This window comes from Erythrobacter sp. NE805, from assembly GCF_046452355.1.
Taxonomy (GTDB): domain Bacteria; phylum Pseudomonadota; class Alphaproteobacteria; order Sphingomonadales; family Sphingomonadaceae; genus Erythrobacter.
In genome coordinates this window covers 186069-200430 of sequence record NZ_JBKFDI010000002.1, presented here as the reverse complement: position 1 = coordinate 200430, position 14362 = coordinate 186069, and the positions used below count along the sequence as shown (strand labels likewise).

General features: G+C 69.1%; 18 protein-coding genes and 1 tRNA gene. 15 read left to right on the top strand and 4 right to left on the bottom strand.

Annotated features, from left to right (window positions below):
* The first annotated feature begins 19 nt into the window (after positions 1–19).
* From mreC to ACLBKU_RS08905, 5 genes are all read left to right on the top strand, one after another.
* Positions 20–967: a rod shape-determining protein MreC gene (gene mreC / locus ACLBKU_RS08925; protein ID WP_410179200.1), complete on the top strand. Its 948-nt coding sequence runs from the start codon at positions 20–22 to the stop codon at positions 965–967.
* The gene (locus tag ACLBKU_RS08920) at positions 967–1521 is read left to right on the top strand and encodes a rod shape-determining protein MreD (RefSeq protein ID WP_410179199.1); all 555 of its coding nucleotides are present in this window, start codon (positions 967–969) and stop codon (positions 1519–1521) included. The genes mreC and ACLBKU_RS08920 overlap by 1 nt, the downstream gene beginning before the upstream one ends.
* Complete coding sequence (gene mrdA, locus ACLBKU_RS08915; protein WP_410179198.1) at positions 1521–3653, top strand: penicillin-binding protein 2; 2133 nt, start codon at positions 1521–1523, stop codon at positions 3651–3653. The genes ACLBKU_RS08920 and mrdA overlap by 1 nt, the downstream gene beginning before the upstream one ends.
* Positions 3650–4789, top strand: a complete 1140-nt coding sequence (rodA, locus tag ACLBKU_RS08910; RefSeq protein ID WP_410179197.1) for a rod shape-determining protein RodA — start codon at positions 3650–3652, stop codon at positions 4787–4789. Before mrdA ends, rodA begins: the two co-directional genes overlap by 4 nt.
* Positions 4790–4905: 116 nt before the next feature.
* Positions 4906–4981 (top strand) — tRNA-Lys (locus tag ACLBKU_RS08905).
* A 125-nt stretch (positions 4982–5106) separates the two neighbouring features.
* On the opposite strand, the gene ACLBKU_RS08900 is transcribed toward ACLBKU_RS08905, so the two are convergent.
* Entirely contained in the window at positions 5107–5610 is a 504-nt protein-coding gene (locus tag ACLBKU_RS08900; RefSeq protein WP_410179196.1) for a PEGA domain-containing protein, read from the bottom strand.
* Between the two features lie 154 nt (positions 5611–5764).
* On the opposite strand from ACLBKU_RS08900, the gene ribB reads away from it, so the two are divergent.
* The 4 genes from ribB to ACLBKU_RS08880 all read left to right on the top strand — a co-directional run bounded on the left by ribB (position 5765) and on the right by ACLBKU_RS08880 (position 8960).
* Positions 5765–7012, top strand: a complete 1248-nt coding sequence (ribB, locus tag ACLBKU_RS08895) for a 3,4-dihydroxy-2-butanone-4-phosphate synthase (RefSeq protein ID WP_410179195.1) — start codon at positions 5765–5767, stop codon at positions 7010–7012.
* A gap of 23 nt (positions 7013–7035) precedes the next feature.
* On the top strand, positions 7036–7548 hold the full coding sequence (locus tag ACLBKU_RS08890; protein WP_410179194.1) for a hypothetical protein: 513 nt from the start codon (positions 7036–7038) through the stop codon (positions 7546–7548).
* A 5-nt stretch (positions 7549–7553) separates the two neighbouring features.
* Positions 7554–7976 carry a 6,7-dimethyl-8-ribityllumazine synthase gene (gene ribH / locus ACLBKU_RS08885; protein ID WP_410179193.1) on the top strand — a complete coding sequence of 141 codons (423 nt, stop codon included), beginning with the start codon at positions 7554–7556 and terminating at the stop codon, positions 7974–7976.
* 531 nt (positions 7977–8507) lie between these two features.
* Entirely contained in the window at positions 8508–8960 is a 453-nt protein-coding gene (locus ACLBKU_RS08880) for a MarR family winged helix-turn-helix transcriptional regulator (RefSeq protein ID WP_410179660.1), read from the top strand.
* Between the two features lie 5 nt (positions 8961–8965).
* Here the strand turns inward: ACLBKU_RS08880 and eno are convergent, their stop codons facing one another.
* The gene (eno, locus tag ACLBKU_RS08875) at positions 8966–10252 is read right to left on the bottom strand and encodes a phosphopyruvate hydratase (protein ID WP_410179192.1); all 1287 of its coding nucleotides are present in this window, start codon (positions 10250–10252) and stop codon (positions 8966–8968) included.
* A gap of 213 nt (positions 10253–10465) precedes the next feature.
* On the opposite strand from eno, the gene ACLBKU_RS08870 reads away from it, so the two are divergent.
* From ACLBKU_RS08870 to ACLBKU_RS08845, 6 genes are all read left to right on the top strand, one after another.
* Positions 10466–11110 (top strand): hypothetical protein, encoded by a 645-nt coding sequence (locus ACLBKU_RS08870; protein WP_410179191.1) that lies wholly within the window; start codon positions 10466–10468, stop codon positions 11108–11110.
* Positions 11111–11134: 24 nt separating this feature from the next.
* Positions 11135–11572, top strand: coding sequence for a phage holin family protein (locus ACLBKU_RS08865; protein WP_410179190.1), 438 nt, complete (start codon positions 11135–11137; stop codon positions 11570–11572).
* Complete coding sequence (locus ACLBKU_RS08860) at positions 11569–11949, top strand: hypothetical protein (protein ID WP_410179189.1); 381 nt, start codon at positions 11569–11571, stop codon at positions 11947–11949. Before ACLBKU_RS08865 ends, ACLBKU_RS08860 begins: the two co-directional genes overlap by 4 nt.
* Positions 11946–12491, top strand: a complete 546-nt coding sequence (locus tag ACLBKU_RS08855) for a hypothetical protein (RefSeq protein ID WP_410179188.1) — start codon at positions 11946–11948, stop codon at positions 12489–12491. Before ACLBKU_RS08860 ends, ACLBKU_RS08855 begins: the two co-directional genes overlap by 4 nt.
* 84 nt (positions 12492–12575) lie before the next feature.
* Complete coding sequence (locus ACLBKU_RS08850; protein WP_410179187.1) at positions 12576–12806, top strand: DUF4170 domain-containing protein; 231 nt, start codon at positions 12576–12578, stop codon at positions 12804–12806.
* 5 nt (positions 12807–12811) lie between these two features.
* The gene (locus tag ACLBKU_RS08845; protein WP_410179186.1) at positions 12812–13294 is read left to right on the top strand and encodes a GNAT family N-acetyltransferase; all 483 of its coding nucleotides are present in this window, start codon (positions 12812–12814) and stop codon (positions 13292–13294) included.
* A gap of 267 nt (positions 13295–13561) precedes the next feature.
* Here ACLBKU_RS08845 and ACLBKU_RS08840 read toward each other — a convergent pair whose 3' ends face one another.
* Together ACLBKU_RS08840 and greA are read right to left on the bottom strand one after the other, a co-directional pair.
* The gene (locus ACLBKU_RS08840) at positions 13562–13849 is read right to left on the bottom strand and encodes a hypothetical protein (protein ID WP_410179185.1); all 288 of its coding nucleotides are present in this window, start codon (positions 13847–13849) and stop codon (positions 13562–13564) included.
* A gap of 23 nt (positions 13850–13872) precedes the next feature.
* Complete coding sequence (gene greA, locus ACLBKU_RS08835; RefSeq protein ID WP_410179184.1) at positions 13873–14349, bottom strand: transcription elongation factor GreA; 477 nt, start codon at positions 14347–14349, stop codon at positions 13873–13875.
* Positions 14350–14362: the final 13 nt, after the last annotated feature.

Below are 14362 nucleotides of genomic sequence, written 5' to 3'. Positions count from 1 at the left end.
CCAGAAGGGACTCTAAGCCATGGCGCCCCCCTCTTCGCGCCGCTCGGGCTTTTCGAAGAAGGCGCAGTACTCGCTGTTCACCGGCTACCTGCTGGCCGGGGCGGGAGCGCTGCTGGGCTTCGCATTGCTGGCGCTCTCGCTGTGGCAGCCCGCCGCCTTCGCCCCGTTGCGCGGCGCGGCGACCGACGTCGTCGCGCCGGTCGGCACGGCGAGCGCGGTCGGCCGCTCGACCTCGCAGGGGGTGCTGGCCGGGATCGCGGGCTACTTCAACGCCGGACGCCAGAACGCCGAGCTGCGCCGCGAGGTCGAGATCGCCCGCATCCGCCTCGCCGAGGCCGAGGCTGTCAAAGCCGAGAACCGGCGGCTCAAGGGCCTGCTCGGCCTCAGCGAGGGCACCGCGAAGCCGGTCGCCTTCGCGCGGCTCGTCGGATCGAGCGCCACCAGCGGGCGGCGCCATGCCTATATCAGCGCGGGCGCCAATGACGGGGTGCGTCCCGGCATGCCGGTGCTCTCCGAGCGCGGGGTGATCGGCCGGGTGCTCGAGACCGGGCGGTCCTCGGCGCGCGTGCTGCTGCTCACCGACAGCGAGAGCGTGCTGCCGGTGCGCCGCGCGAGCGACAACGTCATCGCCTTTGCCGAGGGGCGCGGCGACGGATTGCTGCGCATCCGCCTCGTCAACCTCGGGGTCAATCCGCTGAAGGTCGGCGACACGGTGGTGACGAGCGGCGCGGGCGGCTACTACCGCCCTGGCGTCGCGGTCGCGGTGATCGCCAAGCTCACCCCCGACGGCGGGATCGGCCGGCTCGTCGCGGAACCCGGCGCGACCAATTTCGTCGCGATCGAACCGATCGCCCAGCCCGCCGCCCTCGAGGCGCTCGCCGCGGCCGAGCGCCGGCCGCCGGGCGCGGCGCCCTCCGCGACGCCGAAGCCCGTGGCGCCCGCCCCCGCGCTCGAAACGCTGGACTGATGCAGCGGCTCGATCCCCGCGCACGCTCGGACATCTACGGGCGGCGCATCAACCGCGCGCCCTCGCCGCTGCGGGCGCGCAGCGTGCCCTACCTGTCGATCATGGCGGGCTCGGTGCTGCCGGTGCTGCTGATCGCCGATCTCATGCCGCTTTCGCCCTCCTTCGGCTTCCTGATGCTGCTCGGATGGCGGATGGTGCGCCCCGGCCTGATGCCGCTGTGGGCGGGCGCGCCGCTCGGGGCCTTCGACGACCTCTTCAGCGGCCAGCCCTTCGGCAGCGCGGTGCTGCTGTGGTCGCTGGCGATGATCGCGATCGAGGTGATCGAGACGCGCTTTCCCTGGCGCGGCTTCTGGCAGGACTGGTTCACCGGTGGGGTCATCACGGTGGTCTACTGGCTCGCCGCGCTGATCGTCTCGGGCGCGAGCCTGACCCCGGAAATGCTCGCCGTCGCGCTGCCGCAAGGCTTGCTGTCGGTGCTGCTCTACCCGATAATCGCGCGCGTGGTGGCCGGGCTTGACCGGTTCCGGCTCGCCCGCGCGCGGAAGCTCGACTGATGAAGATCCCGTTCCTCGGCGACCGGCCCGGACGCAACCCCAAGATGATCAGCGCCTCGATCCTGCGCAGCAGTTTCGAGCGGCGCTCGGTCGTGATCGGCGCTTTCCAGGGCACCATCGGGGTGATGCTGGCGCTGCGCCTCGGCTATCTTTCGGTCGCCGAGAACGAGAAGTACCGGCTCGAATCCGAGAGCAACCGCGTCAACCTCACGCTGATCCCGCCGCGCCGGGGCTGGATTCTCGATCGCAACGGCGCGCCGCTCGCCTCGAACCGCGCCGACTTCCGCGTCGACCTGATCCCCGAGCGGCTCGAGGATGCCGAGGGGACCATCGACCGGCTCGGCGAGCTCCTCCAGCTCGAACCGGCGCGCATCGCCGACATCAAGGACAAGGTCTCGGCCGCGCGCGGCTTCCAGCCCGTCGAGGTCGCGAGCAGCCTGCGCTACGAGCAGTTCGCGGCGCTCTCGGTGCGCCTGCCCGAGTTCCCCGGCGTCGTCCCGCAGCGCGGCTTCTCGCGCTTCTACCCGACCGGGTGCACCGTCGGCCACCTGATCGGCTATGTCGGCCCGGCCTCTTCCGACGAATACGAGAAGGACCCCAATCCGCTGCTCATCACGCCGGGCTACAAGATCGGCAAGGACGGGGTGGAGAAGCAGTTCGAGAAGGAGCTGCGCGGCATCCCCGGCGCGCGGCGCGTGGAAGTGACCGCCAGCGGCCGGATCGTGCGCGACCTCGAGACGCGCGAGGACGTGCAGGGCCAGCCGGTGAAGCTCACCATCGACGGGCCCTTGCAGGACTATGCCGCGCGGCGCATCGGGCTCGAGAGCGGCTCGGTGGTCATCATGGACTGCCGCACCGGCGACCTCCTGTGCATGGCCTCGATGCCGAGCTTCGATCCGAATTCCTTCTCCGACGGGATCGGCGGGGTGGAATACGCGATGCTGCGCGACGACGAGCGGGTGCCGCTGCGCAACAAGGTCCTGAAGGGGCTCTACCCGCCCGGGTCGACCGTCAAGCCGATGGTCTCGATGGCGCTGATGAAGGCCGGGATCGACCCGGAGGAGACGGTACATTGCGCCGGCGGCCTCAGGGTCGGCAACCGCGTGTTCGGCTGCTGGAACCGCCGCGGGCACGGCACGACCAACATGGCCAAGGGCATCTACCAGAGCTGCGACGTCTATTTCTACGCGATGGCGCAGCGCATCGGCATGGACCCGATCGCCGACATGGCGCGGCGCTGCGGGCTCGGGCAGGAATTCCCGTTGCCGGTCACCAGCCAGTTCTACGGCACCGTCCCCGATCCCGCGTGGAAGATGAAGAAGTGGGGCCGCGAGTGGCAGACCTTCGACACGGTCAACGCCACCATCGGCCAGGGCTACATGCTGGCGAGCCCCCTGCAGCTCGCGGTGATGGCCTCGCGCATCGCCACCGGGCACCACGTGATGCCGCGCCTGACGCTCGGGACCCCGCCCAAGGGCTTCGACGACATCGACTTCCCGCTCGAGCAGGTCCAATACGTCCGCAAGGCGATGAGCGACGTGGTCAACGGCCCGGGCACCGCCGGCCGCGCGCGGCTGCCTGTCGAGAACGTGCTGATCGCCGGCAAGACGGGCACCGCGCAGGTCGTCTCGCTGTCGATCTCCAACGGCAAGTCGGGGCCGTGGAAGTACCGCGACCACGGGTTGTTCATCTTCTTCGCCCCCTATGACAACCCGCGCTACGCCGGGGCGGTGGTGATCGAGCACGGCGGCGGGTCGGGCGCGGCCTACCCGATCGCGCGCGATGTGATGACCTTCCTGTTCGATCCCGCGAAGGGGCTGGAGGCGCTCGCCGCGCTCGAGGCGCAGTGGGGCGGCACCGCGCAGCAGCGGCTCGAGGCGCGCTATGCCGCCTATGCCGCCGCGCGCGGGGCGAGCGTCAGCCGCCCGCCGCGGCGCGAGGAGGAGATCTTCGACCGCGTCGAGGCCGAGGCGCGCCGCGCCGCCACCCAGACCGACGCGATCGCCGACCAGGTGATCGCCCCGCGGCCTGAGGCGAACCCCTCGGCCGCCCCGCCCGCCGCTCCCGTCCCCGCACCGGCCTCCCCCGCGCCCGCACCGCCAACCGCCCCTGCCCCGGAAATCAACCCATGAGCACGCTCACCGCCCGCAGCGGGATCGTCCCCGAGCCGATCGCCCGGCTGCCCTGGGAGATGCTGATCCCGCTGGTGCTGCTCACCGGCTTCGGCGGCCTCGTGCTCTACTCGGCGGGCGGCGGGGCGATGATGCCCTTCGCCCTCCCGCACTTCATCCGCTTCCTCGTCTTCTCGGTGATGGCCGCGGTGATCGCCTCGCTGCCGCGCGATGCGGTGCGGATGCTCACCTATCCCGCCTACACCGTGGTGCTGCTGATGCTGCTCGCGGTCGAGATCGTCGGCCAGGTCGGCGGCGGGAGCCAGCGCTGGCTCGACTTGGGCGGCTTTCGCATCCAGCCGTCCGAGTTGATGAAGCCCGCGGTGGTGCTGGCGATGGCGCGGTTCTACGAGACGCTGCCCTCGGGGATGATCGGCTCGTGGCGCTCTGTCCTGCCCTCGGGGATGCTGATCGTCCTGCCGATCGCGCTCGTGCTGCTCCAGCCCGACCTCGGCACCTCGATCGCGATCGCCTTCGGGGGCGTGGTGGTGATGTTCCTCGCCGGGCTGCCCCTGTGGTGGTTCCTGACCGCCGCCGGCGCCGGCGTGGCGGCGATCCCGGTGGTCTATTTCTTCCTCCTCCACGATTACCAGCGCGCGCGGATCACGACCTTCCTCGATCCCGAGAACGATCCCTTGGGCGCGGGCTACCACATCGCCCAGTCGAAGATCGCGATCGGCTCGGGCGGGATTTTCGGCAAGGGCTTCAACAATGGCACCCAGAGCCACCTCAACTACCTGCCCGAGCCGCACACCGACTTCGTCTTCGCCTCGATGGCCGAGGAATGGGGGCTGATGGGCGGGCTGTTCGTGCTCGCCATGTATGCGCTGATCCTGCGCTGGGGCTGGAAGGTCGCGACCGAGGCGCAGGACCGCTTCTGCGCGCTGCTCGCCGCCGGGGCGACCGCGACGATCTTCTTCTACATCGCGATCAACCTCTTGATGGTCATGGGCATGGCGCCAGCCAAGGGCATCCCGCTGCCGTGGATGAGCCACGGGGGCTCGTCGATGATGACCAACATGATCTGCATCGGCCTGTTGATGATGGTCAACCGCTGGAACCGCACCGCCCCGCGCCGGGGTCTTTCCTTCGACTGACGATTTGTCGCGATTAGGCCCTTGCCAGCACCAACGAGCGCGCTAAATGCAGCGCCTCACGCGAATCGGAACACGCTCTCGAGCGCTCCGGATCGCGCCTCCGACCCGGTCGGAATGGACGCATAGCTCAGTTGGTAGAGCAGCTGACTCTTAATCAGCGGGTCCTAGGTTCGAGCCCTAGTGCGTCCACCATCCCTCTCCAGACCTGACGAGGCTCGCGGCACGGCACGCCCTATCGCTCGAAGCCCGCGGTCCACGAAAAAGGGCCGCACCCGCAGGCGCGACCCCCTTCGTTCGAACGCCGGTGGCGGCGCGTCCTATTCCTCGAGGCCGGCGAGCTTCGCCCCGATGGTCTTGGCGACGTCGACCCGCACCGAATCGTTGTGCGCTTCGACGGTCATGACCACCTTGCCCTTGTCGTCGAGCAGCACCGCCTCGTCCGCGGTGCCTTCCTTGGCGAGCCGCACGATCAGCGGACGCGGGTAGAGGCGGTTGGAGGAGCCGTTGGTCCCGTCGACCACCGCACCAATGCCGCCGCCGAGCAGGATGTTGCCGAAGCTGCCGCCGCCGAGCTTCGACTGGATCAGCACGTAGGTCGGCTTGTAGCCCGGGTAGGAAAGATCGACGCGCTGGTCGGTCTTGCGCTTCATCTCGAGGCTGCACGGAGTCTTGCATTCCATCCCGTTGGTGAACTTCGCCGTCGCCCCCTCGGGGTTGGTTTCGGTCGTGTAGTCCACGTTCGTGCCGTTGAGCACGGTCGCGCAGCCGCTCGTGGCGAGCGCGCTCGCAGCGGCAAGCGCCGCCAGCATCAGCTTTTTCATTGAGCCCCCTGTATGGTCATCGCAGCGAAGAGATTCGCTAGGGCTTTGATAGCTGTACGATTTCCGGCGTCAAAACGAAAAATCCGGCGCGCGGTGCGGGTACGTAGTCGCGCCCGCAGCTTGTACTCACATCGCGATGTGATACACTTGTCCGATGAACACATCGCTGATCACACGCGTTCGCGATCTCGTCACATCTGGCACCATGACCCGCGCGGGGCTCGCGCGGGCCGCGGGTCTCCACGCCAACACCTTGCGCGACTGCACCGAGGCGGGCTGGAACCCCACCGCCGAGACGCTCGCCAAGCTCGAGGCCTTCCTCGCCGCCAATGCGGACCGCCCGGTGCTCGCCACCATCGAGGAGATCATCGACGAGGCGAGGAACGGGCGCATGTACATCCTCGTCGACGACGAGGACCGCGAGAACGAGGGCGACCTCATCATCCCGGCGCAGATGGCGACCCCGCAGGCGATCAACTTCATGGCGACGCATGGCCGCGGCCTGATCTGCCTCGCGCTCACCAAGGAGCGGGTTGACCACCTCGGCCTCACCCCGATGAGCCGCAACAACAAGGAATCGATGCAGACCGCCTTCACCATCTCGATCGAGGCGAAGGAGGGCGTCACCACCGGCATCTCGGCGGCAGACCGGGCGCGCACGATTTCGGTCGCGATCGATGCGGCCAAGGGCGCGGACGACCTTGTCACGCCGGGGCACGTCTTCCCGCTGATGGCGCGCGACGGCGGAACGCTGGTGCGCGCCGGGCACACCGAGGCGGCGGTCGACATCTCGCGCCTCGCCGGCCTCAACCCGAGCGGCGTGATCTGCGAGATCATGAACGAGGACGGGACCATGGCCCGGCTCGACGACCTCATCACCTTCGCGCGGCGGCACGACATGAAGATCGGCACGATCCGTGACCTGATCGCCTACCGGATGCGCAACGATCACCTGGTCGAGCGCCTGTCCGAACGCGCCTTCACCTCGGATTACGGCGGCCAGTGGCGGATGATCACCTATCGCGACCGGGTGGCGGGCTCGGAAGCCTATGTGCTCCAGAAGGGCCATGTCATCCCCGGCGAGCCCACCCTCGCCCGCGTTCACCCGATCTCGGTCTTCGACGACGTGCTGGGCCAGCCCGGCCCGAGAAAGCGCACCCTCCAGCGCGCGATGCAGGCGGTGGGCGAACACGGCTCGGGGGTGATCGTGATCTTGACGGGGCGCGTCGGCACAGGCGCCTGGCAGCCGGGCGAGGAGCTGCGCAACATCGGCATCGGCTCGCAGATCCTCGTCGACCTCGGGGTGACCGAGATGGTGCTGCTCTCGAACAGCCGCCCCGACCTCATCGCGATCGAGGGCTACGGCCTCACCATCACCGACTTTCATCCGATCCCGGAATGACGCAGGCCCCGCCCCCCGTTCGCATGCGCGGTGCGCGCGACGAGGCGGCGCATCCCAAATACGCGCATCTCGAGATCGAGCGGCGCTGGCTCGTCGACCCAGCCGCGGTGGCCGGGCTCGTGCTCGAGGATCCGATCGCGATCGCCGATCGCTACATCATCGGCACCCGCATCCGGCTGCGGCGGATGCAATGCGGCGGCGAGGCGGTCTACAAGCTTACCCGCAAGTATCGGTGCGAGGATGCTGCCAGCCGGCCGATCGTGACGGCCTATCTCGACGAGGACGAGCATGCCGTGTTCGCCGCGCTCCCGGCGCTGCCGCTGGTGAAGACCCGCTTCAAGCTAGAGCATGCGGTCCGCGCTTTCTCGCTCGACCGGTTTGGGGGGAACTTGCAGGGCCTGTGGCTGAGCGAGATCGAGTGGCCCAGCCTTTCCGAACTCGCCGCGCTGGCTGACCCGCCCTGGGCGATGCGCGACGTGACCTATGACCCCGCCTACCAGGGCGCCTCACTCGCCCGCTCGGGCATTCCGGAGTAACTGACATGGCCGACATCCTCATCGTCGAAGCGCGTTTCTACGCCCACCTCAACGACATGCTGATCGCCGGCGCCCGCGCGGCGCTGGAAGCCGAAGGGCACACAGTCGAGGTGCTGACCGTTCCCGGCGCGCTCGAGATCCCCGGCGCAATCGCGCTCGCCGCCGAGGCCGACCGCTACGACGCCTTCGTCGCGATCGGCGTGGTGATCCGCGGCGAGACCTATCACTTCGAGATCGTCGCCGGCGAAAGCGCACGGGCGATCATGGCTCTGACGATGGACGGCATCGCGATCGGCAATGGCATCCTGACGGTCGAGAACGAAGCGCAGGCGCTGGTGCGCGCCGATCCCGCGCAGAAAGACAAGGGCGGCGAGGCGGCCAAGGCGGCGCTCACGCTGCTCGCCTTGCAGGACCGGTTCGGGCGTTAAGCCGCCGGGGCCGAACCGTCCCGATCCGGGCCGGAGACGCGACTACGTGGTTCTACTGAGTAGATTTGCATAAGCCGCTAACCCGATAGAGGACCGGCTTCGGCTGTCGCTCGCACGGCGCGGGTGGCACGAAGCAGACGCACTCTCAGTGGGACCCGACCTTGCCAAACCTTGATGCTGCCGCGCCAGACCGCTCTGGGGTGGAGACGATACTCGATGCCCTCGCACTTCAGCTCGCGGCACTCGACCGGGAGGGCGAGCACATCGCCGCCGCTCACGTCGACGCTGCCATCCAGACCCTTCTGACAAGATTGCGGAAAAGCGGGGCTCAGTATCCTGTTGATTCCGGCCTAAGTGTCATCCCCTAAAGCATCGAAGGATTTCCTCCGCTACCGATCGAATATCGAAACTGAAGAGCGGTCGGGGGGGCACCGGCTTCTTTGCAGGGTAGTGGAAATGGCCGATTTCTCAGGTGAGATCGAAGGACGGGTCCTGGATTCGGACGCTCGGCACACGCCTGACGTCGCGGCGGTGTTGAGCCCCCTCGCAGACGAGTTGATGGCGGTGGCCTCGCGGCTGCGCTGCGCGGCGAGCTCCATCCCTGCCAAGTGCGTGCCCTGCGAGGCCCGCATCCCCTCGCCCTCCGGCGGCTCGCTCGCGATCGCTCGCATGGTCTATGCCCTGCGGCGCAAGCGCGCGGCCCTGTTCGGCAACCCCGACCTGTTCGGCGAACCGGCCTGGGACATTCTCCTCGACCTGTTCATCGCTCAGGCCGAGGGAAAATGCGTCTCCGTGTCGAGCGCCTGTATCGGCTCGGCCGCGCCCCCCACCACCGGGCTGCGCTGGCTCGGCGTGCTCGCCGACGAGGGCCTCGTGGTGCGCGAGAGCGACCCGGAGGACAACCGCCGGGTCCATGTCCGGCTGACCACCAAGGGCCACTCGGCGATGCAGCGTTTCCTCGATACCGTCGAAGCCGGGTCCTAGCCGCCTCAGGAACGCGCGCCGAAGCAGGCCCTGCCGGCGTAGAGCGCGCTGTCGGCGAGCTCCTCCTCGATGCGGATCAGCTGGTTGTACTTGGCGAGCCGGTCCGACCGCGCCAGCGAGCCGGTCTTGATCTGGCCGCAATTGGTCGCGACCGCGAGGTCGGCGATGGTCGCGTCCTCGGTCTCGCCCGAACGGTGGCTCATCACGCAGGTGTAGCGCGCGCGGTGCGCCATATCGACCGCGGCGAGCGTCTCGGTGAGCGTGCCGATCTGGTTGACCTTGACCAGCAGCGAGTTGGCGAGCCCGCGCCCGATGCCGTCGCGAAGCCGCGCCGGGTTGGTGACGAAGAGATCGTCGCCGACCAGCTGGACCCGCTCGCCGAGCAGCTCGGTGAGTGCCGCCCAGCCCTCGAAATCGTCCTCGCTCATGCCGTCCTCGATCGAGCGGATCGGGTATTCGGCGCAGAGCTTGCCGAGGTAGTCGGCCATCTCCTGCGGGGAGAGGCTGAGGCCCTCGCCGCTGATCTCGTAGCGGCCGGCCTTGAAGAACTCGGTGGCCGCGCAGTCCAATGCGAGCACGATGTCCTCGCCCGGGGTGAAGCCCGCCTGCGCGATCGAATCCATGATGAAGTCGAGCGCCGCGCGGGTGCTGGCGAGGTCGGGCGCGAAGCCGCCCTCGTCGCCCACCGCGGTGGCGAGGCCCTTCTGGTGGAGGCCCTTCTTGAGGGTGTGGAACACCTCCGCGCCCCAGCGCACGGCCTCGGCGATCGAGTCCGCGCCCACCGGCATGATCATGAATTCCTGGATGTCGATCGGGTTGTCGGCGTGCTCGCCGCCGTTGATGATGTTCATCATCGGCACGGGGAGCATATGCGCCGAGACCCCGCCGAGGTAGCAATAGAGCGGCAGGCCCCGCGCGTTCGCCGCCGCCTTGGCGACCGCGAGGCTGGTGCCGAGGATCGCGTTCGCGCCGATCCGGCTCTTGTTCGCCGTCCCGTCGAGAGCGATCAGCGACAGGTCGATGTCGCGCTGGTCCTCGGCGTCGAAGTTCTCGATCAGGAGCTCGCGGATCTCGGTGTTGACCGCTTCGACGGCCTTCAGCACGCCCTTGCCGAGGTAGCGCGCCGCATCGCCGTCGCGCAGCTCCACCGCCTCGTGCGCGCCGGTCGAGGCGCCCGAGGGCACCGCGGCGCGGCCGAAGCTGCCGTCGTCGAGCAGGACATCGACTTCGACGGTCGGATTGCCCCGACTGTCGAGGATCTCGCGGCCGTGGATGTCGATGATGGCGGTCATGTTTGGCTCCGGCTGTAAAGTGGTTTAGAGTGACAGCACACTTCGTGCCTATGGTAACGCGAACGGCTTGATTCTGGTGTGTTGATTCCAGCAAGGGCCGGACGCGACACGTCCCTATGCGCGGCAGGGCCCGCGTGCAAGCGGGCGGCGCGCAGGACCGGACCCGGGCCCTCGAACGACGCAGAAGAACGCCGAATGACAAGGAGAAGCGTGATGGCAGATACCCCCTCCCCCGCCAAGAAGACCCCCGCCAAGTCCGCCAAGGGCGCGACGACCAAGAGCGACGGCCCGACCAAGGTCGCCTCGCGCAAGACCGCCGCGACCGCGGCAGCGGCCGCGCCCGACGCCGAGCCGGCGGCCGTCGCAGCGCCCTCGCCCAAGGTGATCGAGGCCAAGAGCCGCTTCAACGCCGCGCTCGAGGAAGCCAAGGCCGGCGCCGCCGCCCTGCGCGCCGAGGCCGAGACCCGTATCACCACCGTCGGCGGCCAGGCCCGCGGCAAGGGCGATGATCTCGTCTCCGAGGCGAAAGCCTATGGCGAACAGGCGCTCGGTCGCGCTGGCGAACTCGCCGTCGAGGGCAAGAAGGTCACCAGCGACGCCATCGCCTCGCTCGGCAAGGTGGTCGGCGACACCGCCGCGCAGATCGACGAGAAGCTCGGCGTCCAGTACGGCGACTATGCCCGCAAGGCCTCGCGCACGCTCCAGGAGACCTCGGCCAAGCTCGATGCCAAGAGCGTCGAGGAACTGGGCGAGGATGCGCGCGAAATGGTGCGCAAGAGCCCGGCCGCCGCAGTCGGCATCGCCGCAGTGTTCGGCTTCTTCCTCGCGCGGGTTTTCAGCGGCGGCAAGAAGCGCTGATCCGGACCGAGGGCACCACCCGCGATGCTTGACACCGAGCCCGGCGCGCCGCGCAGCGCGGACGATGACCTCGCCCTGCCCGCGCCTGCGCCGGATCCTCCCGGCGAGGAGGAAGAGGGCTCGGGCCTCTCCGGCCTGAAGGACGACCTCACCGCGCTGGCCGAGGATGCGCGCACTTATGCCGCGGCGGAGATCGTCTTCCAGAAGACCCGCGCCGCGCTCGCCGGCAAGGCTGCGGCGCGCGTGGCGGTCTACCTGGTGCTGGCGCTGGTGCTGCTCAACCTCGCGCTGATCGCGCTCGCGGTCGGCGCGGTGATCGCTCTTGCTCCGCTGGTGACGATCTGGGGGGCGATCGGCATCGTGGTCGGCGTGCTGCTCGCCGGCACCGTGTTCCTCGTGATGCGCGCCGCGGCGCAGGGCAAGCTGCTCGGAGCGATGTTCGGCGGGGAGGAGGGCGCATGACCGCGCTTCCCCCGCGCTTCCTCGAGGACCGCGAGCTTCGCGACAAGGCGCGCGCGGTGCTCGCCGAGGATATCGCGCGGCTTCAGGACAACCTCGGCGAGGAAGGCATCGCGAGCCGCGTGTCCTCGGGCGTCACCTCCTCGATCACCGGCCGCATCCGGAGCGGCGCGCGCGACGTGCTGGAGCAGGCGAAGGCGCAGGCGGCGGACAGCAAAGGCGTGCTGGCGCTGCTCGTCGGCGCCTTCCTGATGTGGCTCGCGCGCGAGCCGATTTTCGCGTGGTTTCAGGACCTTCGCGACGAGCTCGCCCAACCCGACCTCGACCCGACCGACGACGCCGCCCCCCCCGAGGCGGCACCTTCAGGAGACCCCGAATGAGCACCCCCTCCCCCACCGACCAGCGCGATGCGCTGCGCGCCAGGATCGAGGCGGCCGAGCGCCGCAATGCCGAGCGCACCCTCGCCGACCAGGCGCGCGAGGCGGCGGGCGCTGCCGCCGACTATACTCGCGCGCACCCGCTGACGGTGATCGGCGGGGCGGTCGCGCTGGGCCTCGCCATCGGCCTCCTCACCCGCCCGGGACGGCGTGTCGCCCGGCAGGCCGGCGAGGCGATCTCCGGAGCAGCTTCAAGCGCTTCGGCCGGCGTGAAGCAGGCCACCACCCGCGGCCGCTCGCGGATCGGGGCGATGATCGGCGATGCGGCGTTCAGCTACCTGATGGCCGCCGTCGAGGAACTGCTCGAGACTGCGCGGGCCGGGCAGGACAAGGCCGCCGAGCTGGGCGATGCGACGGGGACGCAGGCGAAGCGGCTCTCGGCGGGCGCCTCGGAAGCGGCCGACAGCACCCGGGCGCTGGCCCGCAAGACCGCCGACGTCGCGGTGGGCGTGGTGCGGGACCTCAGGCGCAAGACCAAGGTCTAGGGCGCGCCGGAGCCCTCGAGGCTTGCCCTCGGAGCATCATGCGCTAGAGGGGCGCCGACTGTTCCTCCCCAAGGGCTTACGACAATGCCAGAAACCACCCCCACCCAGCGGCTCCACCTTGTGATGGGCGGCCGCGTGAAGGATCCGCAAGGGATAGAGTTCCAGGATCCCGAGAGCATTCACGTCGTCGGCGTGTTCAGTTCCTACGACGCTGCGGTCGATGCCTGGCGCGCGCAGGCGCAGCGCACGGTCGACGATGCGGAGATGAAATACGTCGTCGTCCACATCCACAAGCTGCTGACTCCCGAGGATTAATCCCCGTGGCCGCGATCCGGCCCTATCGTCCGGAGGACGCTCCCGCGCTCGCCGAGATCACCCTCGCCGCGATCCGGACGACCGCGCTCGCCGCCTATTCGCCCGAGCAGGTCGAGGCCTGGGCGGCGCGCTATTCGGTGCAGCGCCTGTTGAACGGGGCCGGAAAGGGGGACACGATCCTCGTCGCGGCGGACGCGGCCGACGCGCCGCTTGCCTACACCGTGCTCGAGGCGGGCGGGCATTGCGACATGCTCTATTGCCACCCCGAGCACACCGGGAAAGGCCTCGCCCTCGCCCTGCTCGAGGCCGCCGAGGCCGAGGCGCGGGCGCAGGGGGTGGTCCGGCTGTTCACCGAGGCGAGCGAGCTGGCCCGGCCGGTCTTCGCCAAGGCGGGCTACGAGGTGCTCCACCGGCGCGACTTCGCCATTCCCCACGAGGACCGCGAGGTGGCGATCCACAACTACGCGATGGCGAAGGCGATCGGGTGATGTTTCACGTGAAACACCACCGATAGTGGGGGTCTGGAGGGGGTGTAGAGGGGGTCTAGGACCGGCTAACGGCGGGCTTGCGGAAGCCTAGAGGAGGCTAAAGCCCCGCTTATGCACGACCGGACGTCGGCCCGTTCACCCCGAGCCGGTCGGAAGCAACGCTGATCTGCCGGATCAACGGCTGTACGTCTTTCGCGCCGTGGGCAAAAGGAAAGGCAGTCCTTCGACAAGCTCAGGACGGACGGACCTTTGGGCGCGCCATGACGCTCACCGCAGCGCCGCCACCGCCGCCGCCACCCCGACCGCGAGCAGCGCGAAGAGCGCGCGGGTGCGGCGGTCGGCGCGGCGGTCTTCCCAGCGCGCTTCGTCGAGCCACCACCTGCCCTTGCCGTCGGTCCTCAGGACGTCGAGGCCCTTCAGCCGCTCGAAGGCGCGGCGGCGGACGAGGAAGTTCGGTTCGTAGGGGATGGCGTCGGCCATGCTGGTCGCGCCTTCGCGCTGGAAATGACGAACGACCTTGCGCTCGGCAATGACCGCGACGGGAACACCAGCCATTCAACGCCCCCCTTTGGCAGCCGTCAGACGAACTCGATCCGGTCGACGAGGTAGAACTTCTCGCCCGAGGGCACCGTCACCTCGATCTCGTCGCCGACCTGCTTGCCGATCAGCGCGCGCGCGAGCGGCGAGTTGTAGCTGATCCGGCCCTTGTTCGCGTCCGCCTCGGTCTGGCCGACGATCTGGTAGCGCACCGGCTTGTCGTTCTCGTCGAGCAGCGTCACGGTCGCGCCGAAGATGATCTTGTCGCCCGAGAGCGTGGTGGGATCGATGATCTGCGCGCGGCTGACCTTGTCCTCGATCTCGGCGATCTGCGCCTCGACCTGGCCCTGACGTTCCTTGGCGGCATGGTATTCGGCGTTTTCGGAAAGGTCGCCGTGCGCGCGCGCTTCCTCGATGGCCTCGACAATCTTGGGACGTTCCTCGCGCAGGACCTTGAGGTCGGCGGTCAGCCGCTCGTAACCCTCGGCCAGCATCGGGACCTTATCCATCGTCGCCATCGTTCCGGTTCTT

Excerpts from the sequence above, each read along its gene's own strand:
- mreC (WP_410179200.1), top strand. The coding sequence starts at position 20 with ATGGCGCCCCCCTCTTCGCGCCGCTCGGGCTTTTCGAAGAAGGCGCAG.
- ACLBKU_RS08920 (WP_410179199.1), top strand. The coding sequence starts at position 967 with ATGCAGCGGCTCGATCCCCGCGCACGCTCGGACATCTACGGGCGGCGC.
- mrdA (WP_410179198.1), top strand. The coding sequence starts at position 1,521 with ATGAAGATCCCGTTCCTCGGCGACCGGCCCGGACGCAACCCCAAGATG.
- rodA (WP_410179197.1), top strand. The coding sequence starts at position 3,650 with ATGAGCACGCTCACCGCCCGCAGCGGGATCGTCCCCGAGCCGATCGCC.
- ACLBKU_RS08900 (WP_410179196.1), bottom strand. The coding sequence starts at position 5,610 with ATGAAAAAGCTGATGCTGGCGGCGCTTGCCGCTGCGAGCGCGCTCGCC.
- ribB (WP_410179195.1), top strand. The coding sequence starts at position 5,765 with ATGAACACATCGCTGATCACACGCGTTCGCGATCTCGTCACATCTGGC.
- ACLBKU_RS08890 (WP_410179194.1), top strand. The coding sequence starts at position 7,036 with ATGCGCGGTGCGCGCGACGAGGCGGCGCATCCCAAATACGCGCATCTC.
- ribH (WP_410179193.1), top strand. The coding sequence starts at position 7,554 with ATGGCCGACATCCTCATCGTCGAAGCGCGTTTCTACGCCCACCTCAAC.
- eno (WP_410179192.1), bottom strand. The coding sequence starts at position 10,252 with ATGACCGCCATCATCGACATCCACGGCCGCGAGATCCTCGACAGTCGG.
- ACLBKU_RS08870 (WP_410179191.1), top strand. The coding sequence starts at position 10,466 with ATGGCAGATACCCCCTCCCCCGCCAAGAAGACCCCCGCCAAGTCCGCC.
- ACLBKU_RS08865 (WP_410179190.1), top strand. The coding sequence starts at position 11,135 with ATGCTTGACACCGAGCCCGGCGCGCCGCGCAGCGCGGACGATGACCTC.
- ACLBKU_RS08860 (WP_410179189.1), top strand. The coding sequence starts at position 11,569 with ATGACCGCGCTTCCCCCGCGCTTCCTCGAGGACCGCGAGCTTCGCGAC.
- ACLBKU_RS08855 (WP_410179188.1), top strand. The coding sequence starts at position 11,946 with ATGAGCACCCCCTCCCCCACCGACCAGCGCGATGCGCTGCGCGCCAGG.
- ACLBKU_RS08850 (WP_410179187.1), top strand. The coding sequence starts at position 12,576 with ATGCCAGAAACCACCCCCACCCAGCGGCTCCACCTTGTGATGGGCGGC.
- ACLBKU_RS08840 (WP_410179185.1), bottom strand. The coding sequence starts at position 13,849 with ATGGCTGGTGTTCCCGTCGCGGTCATTGCCGAGCGCAAGGTCGTTCGT.
- greA (WP_410179184.1), bottom strand. The coding sequence starts at position 14,349 with ATGGCGACGATGGATAAGGTCCCGATGCTGGCCGAGGGTTACGAGCGG.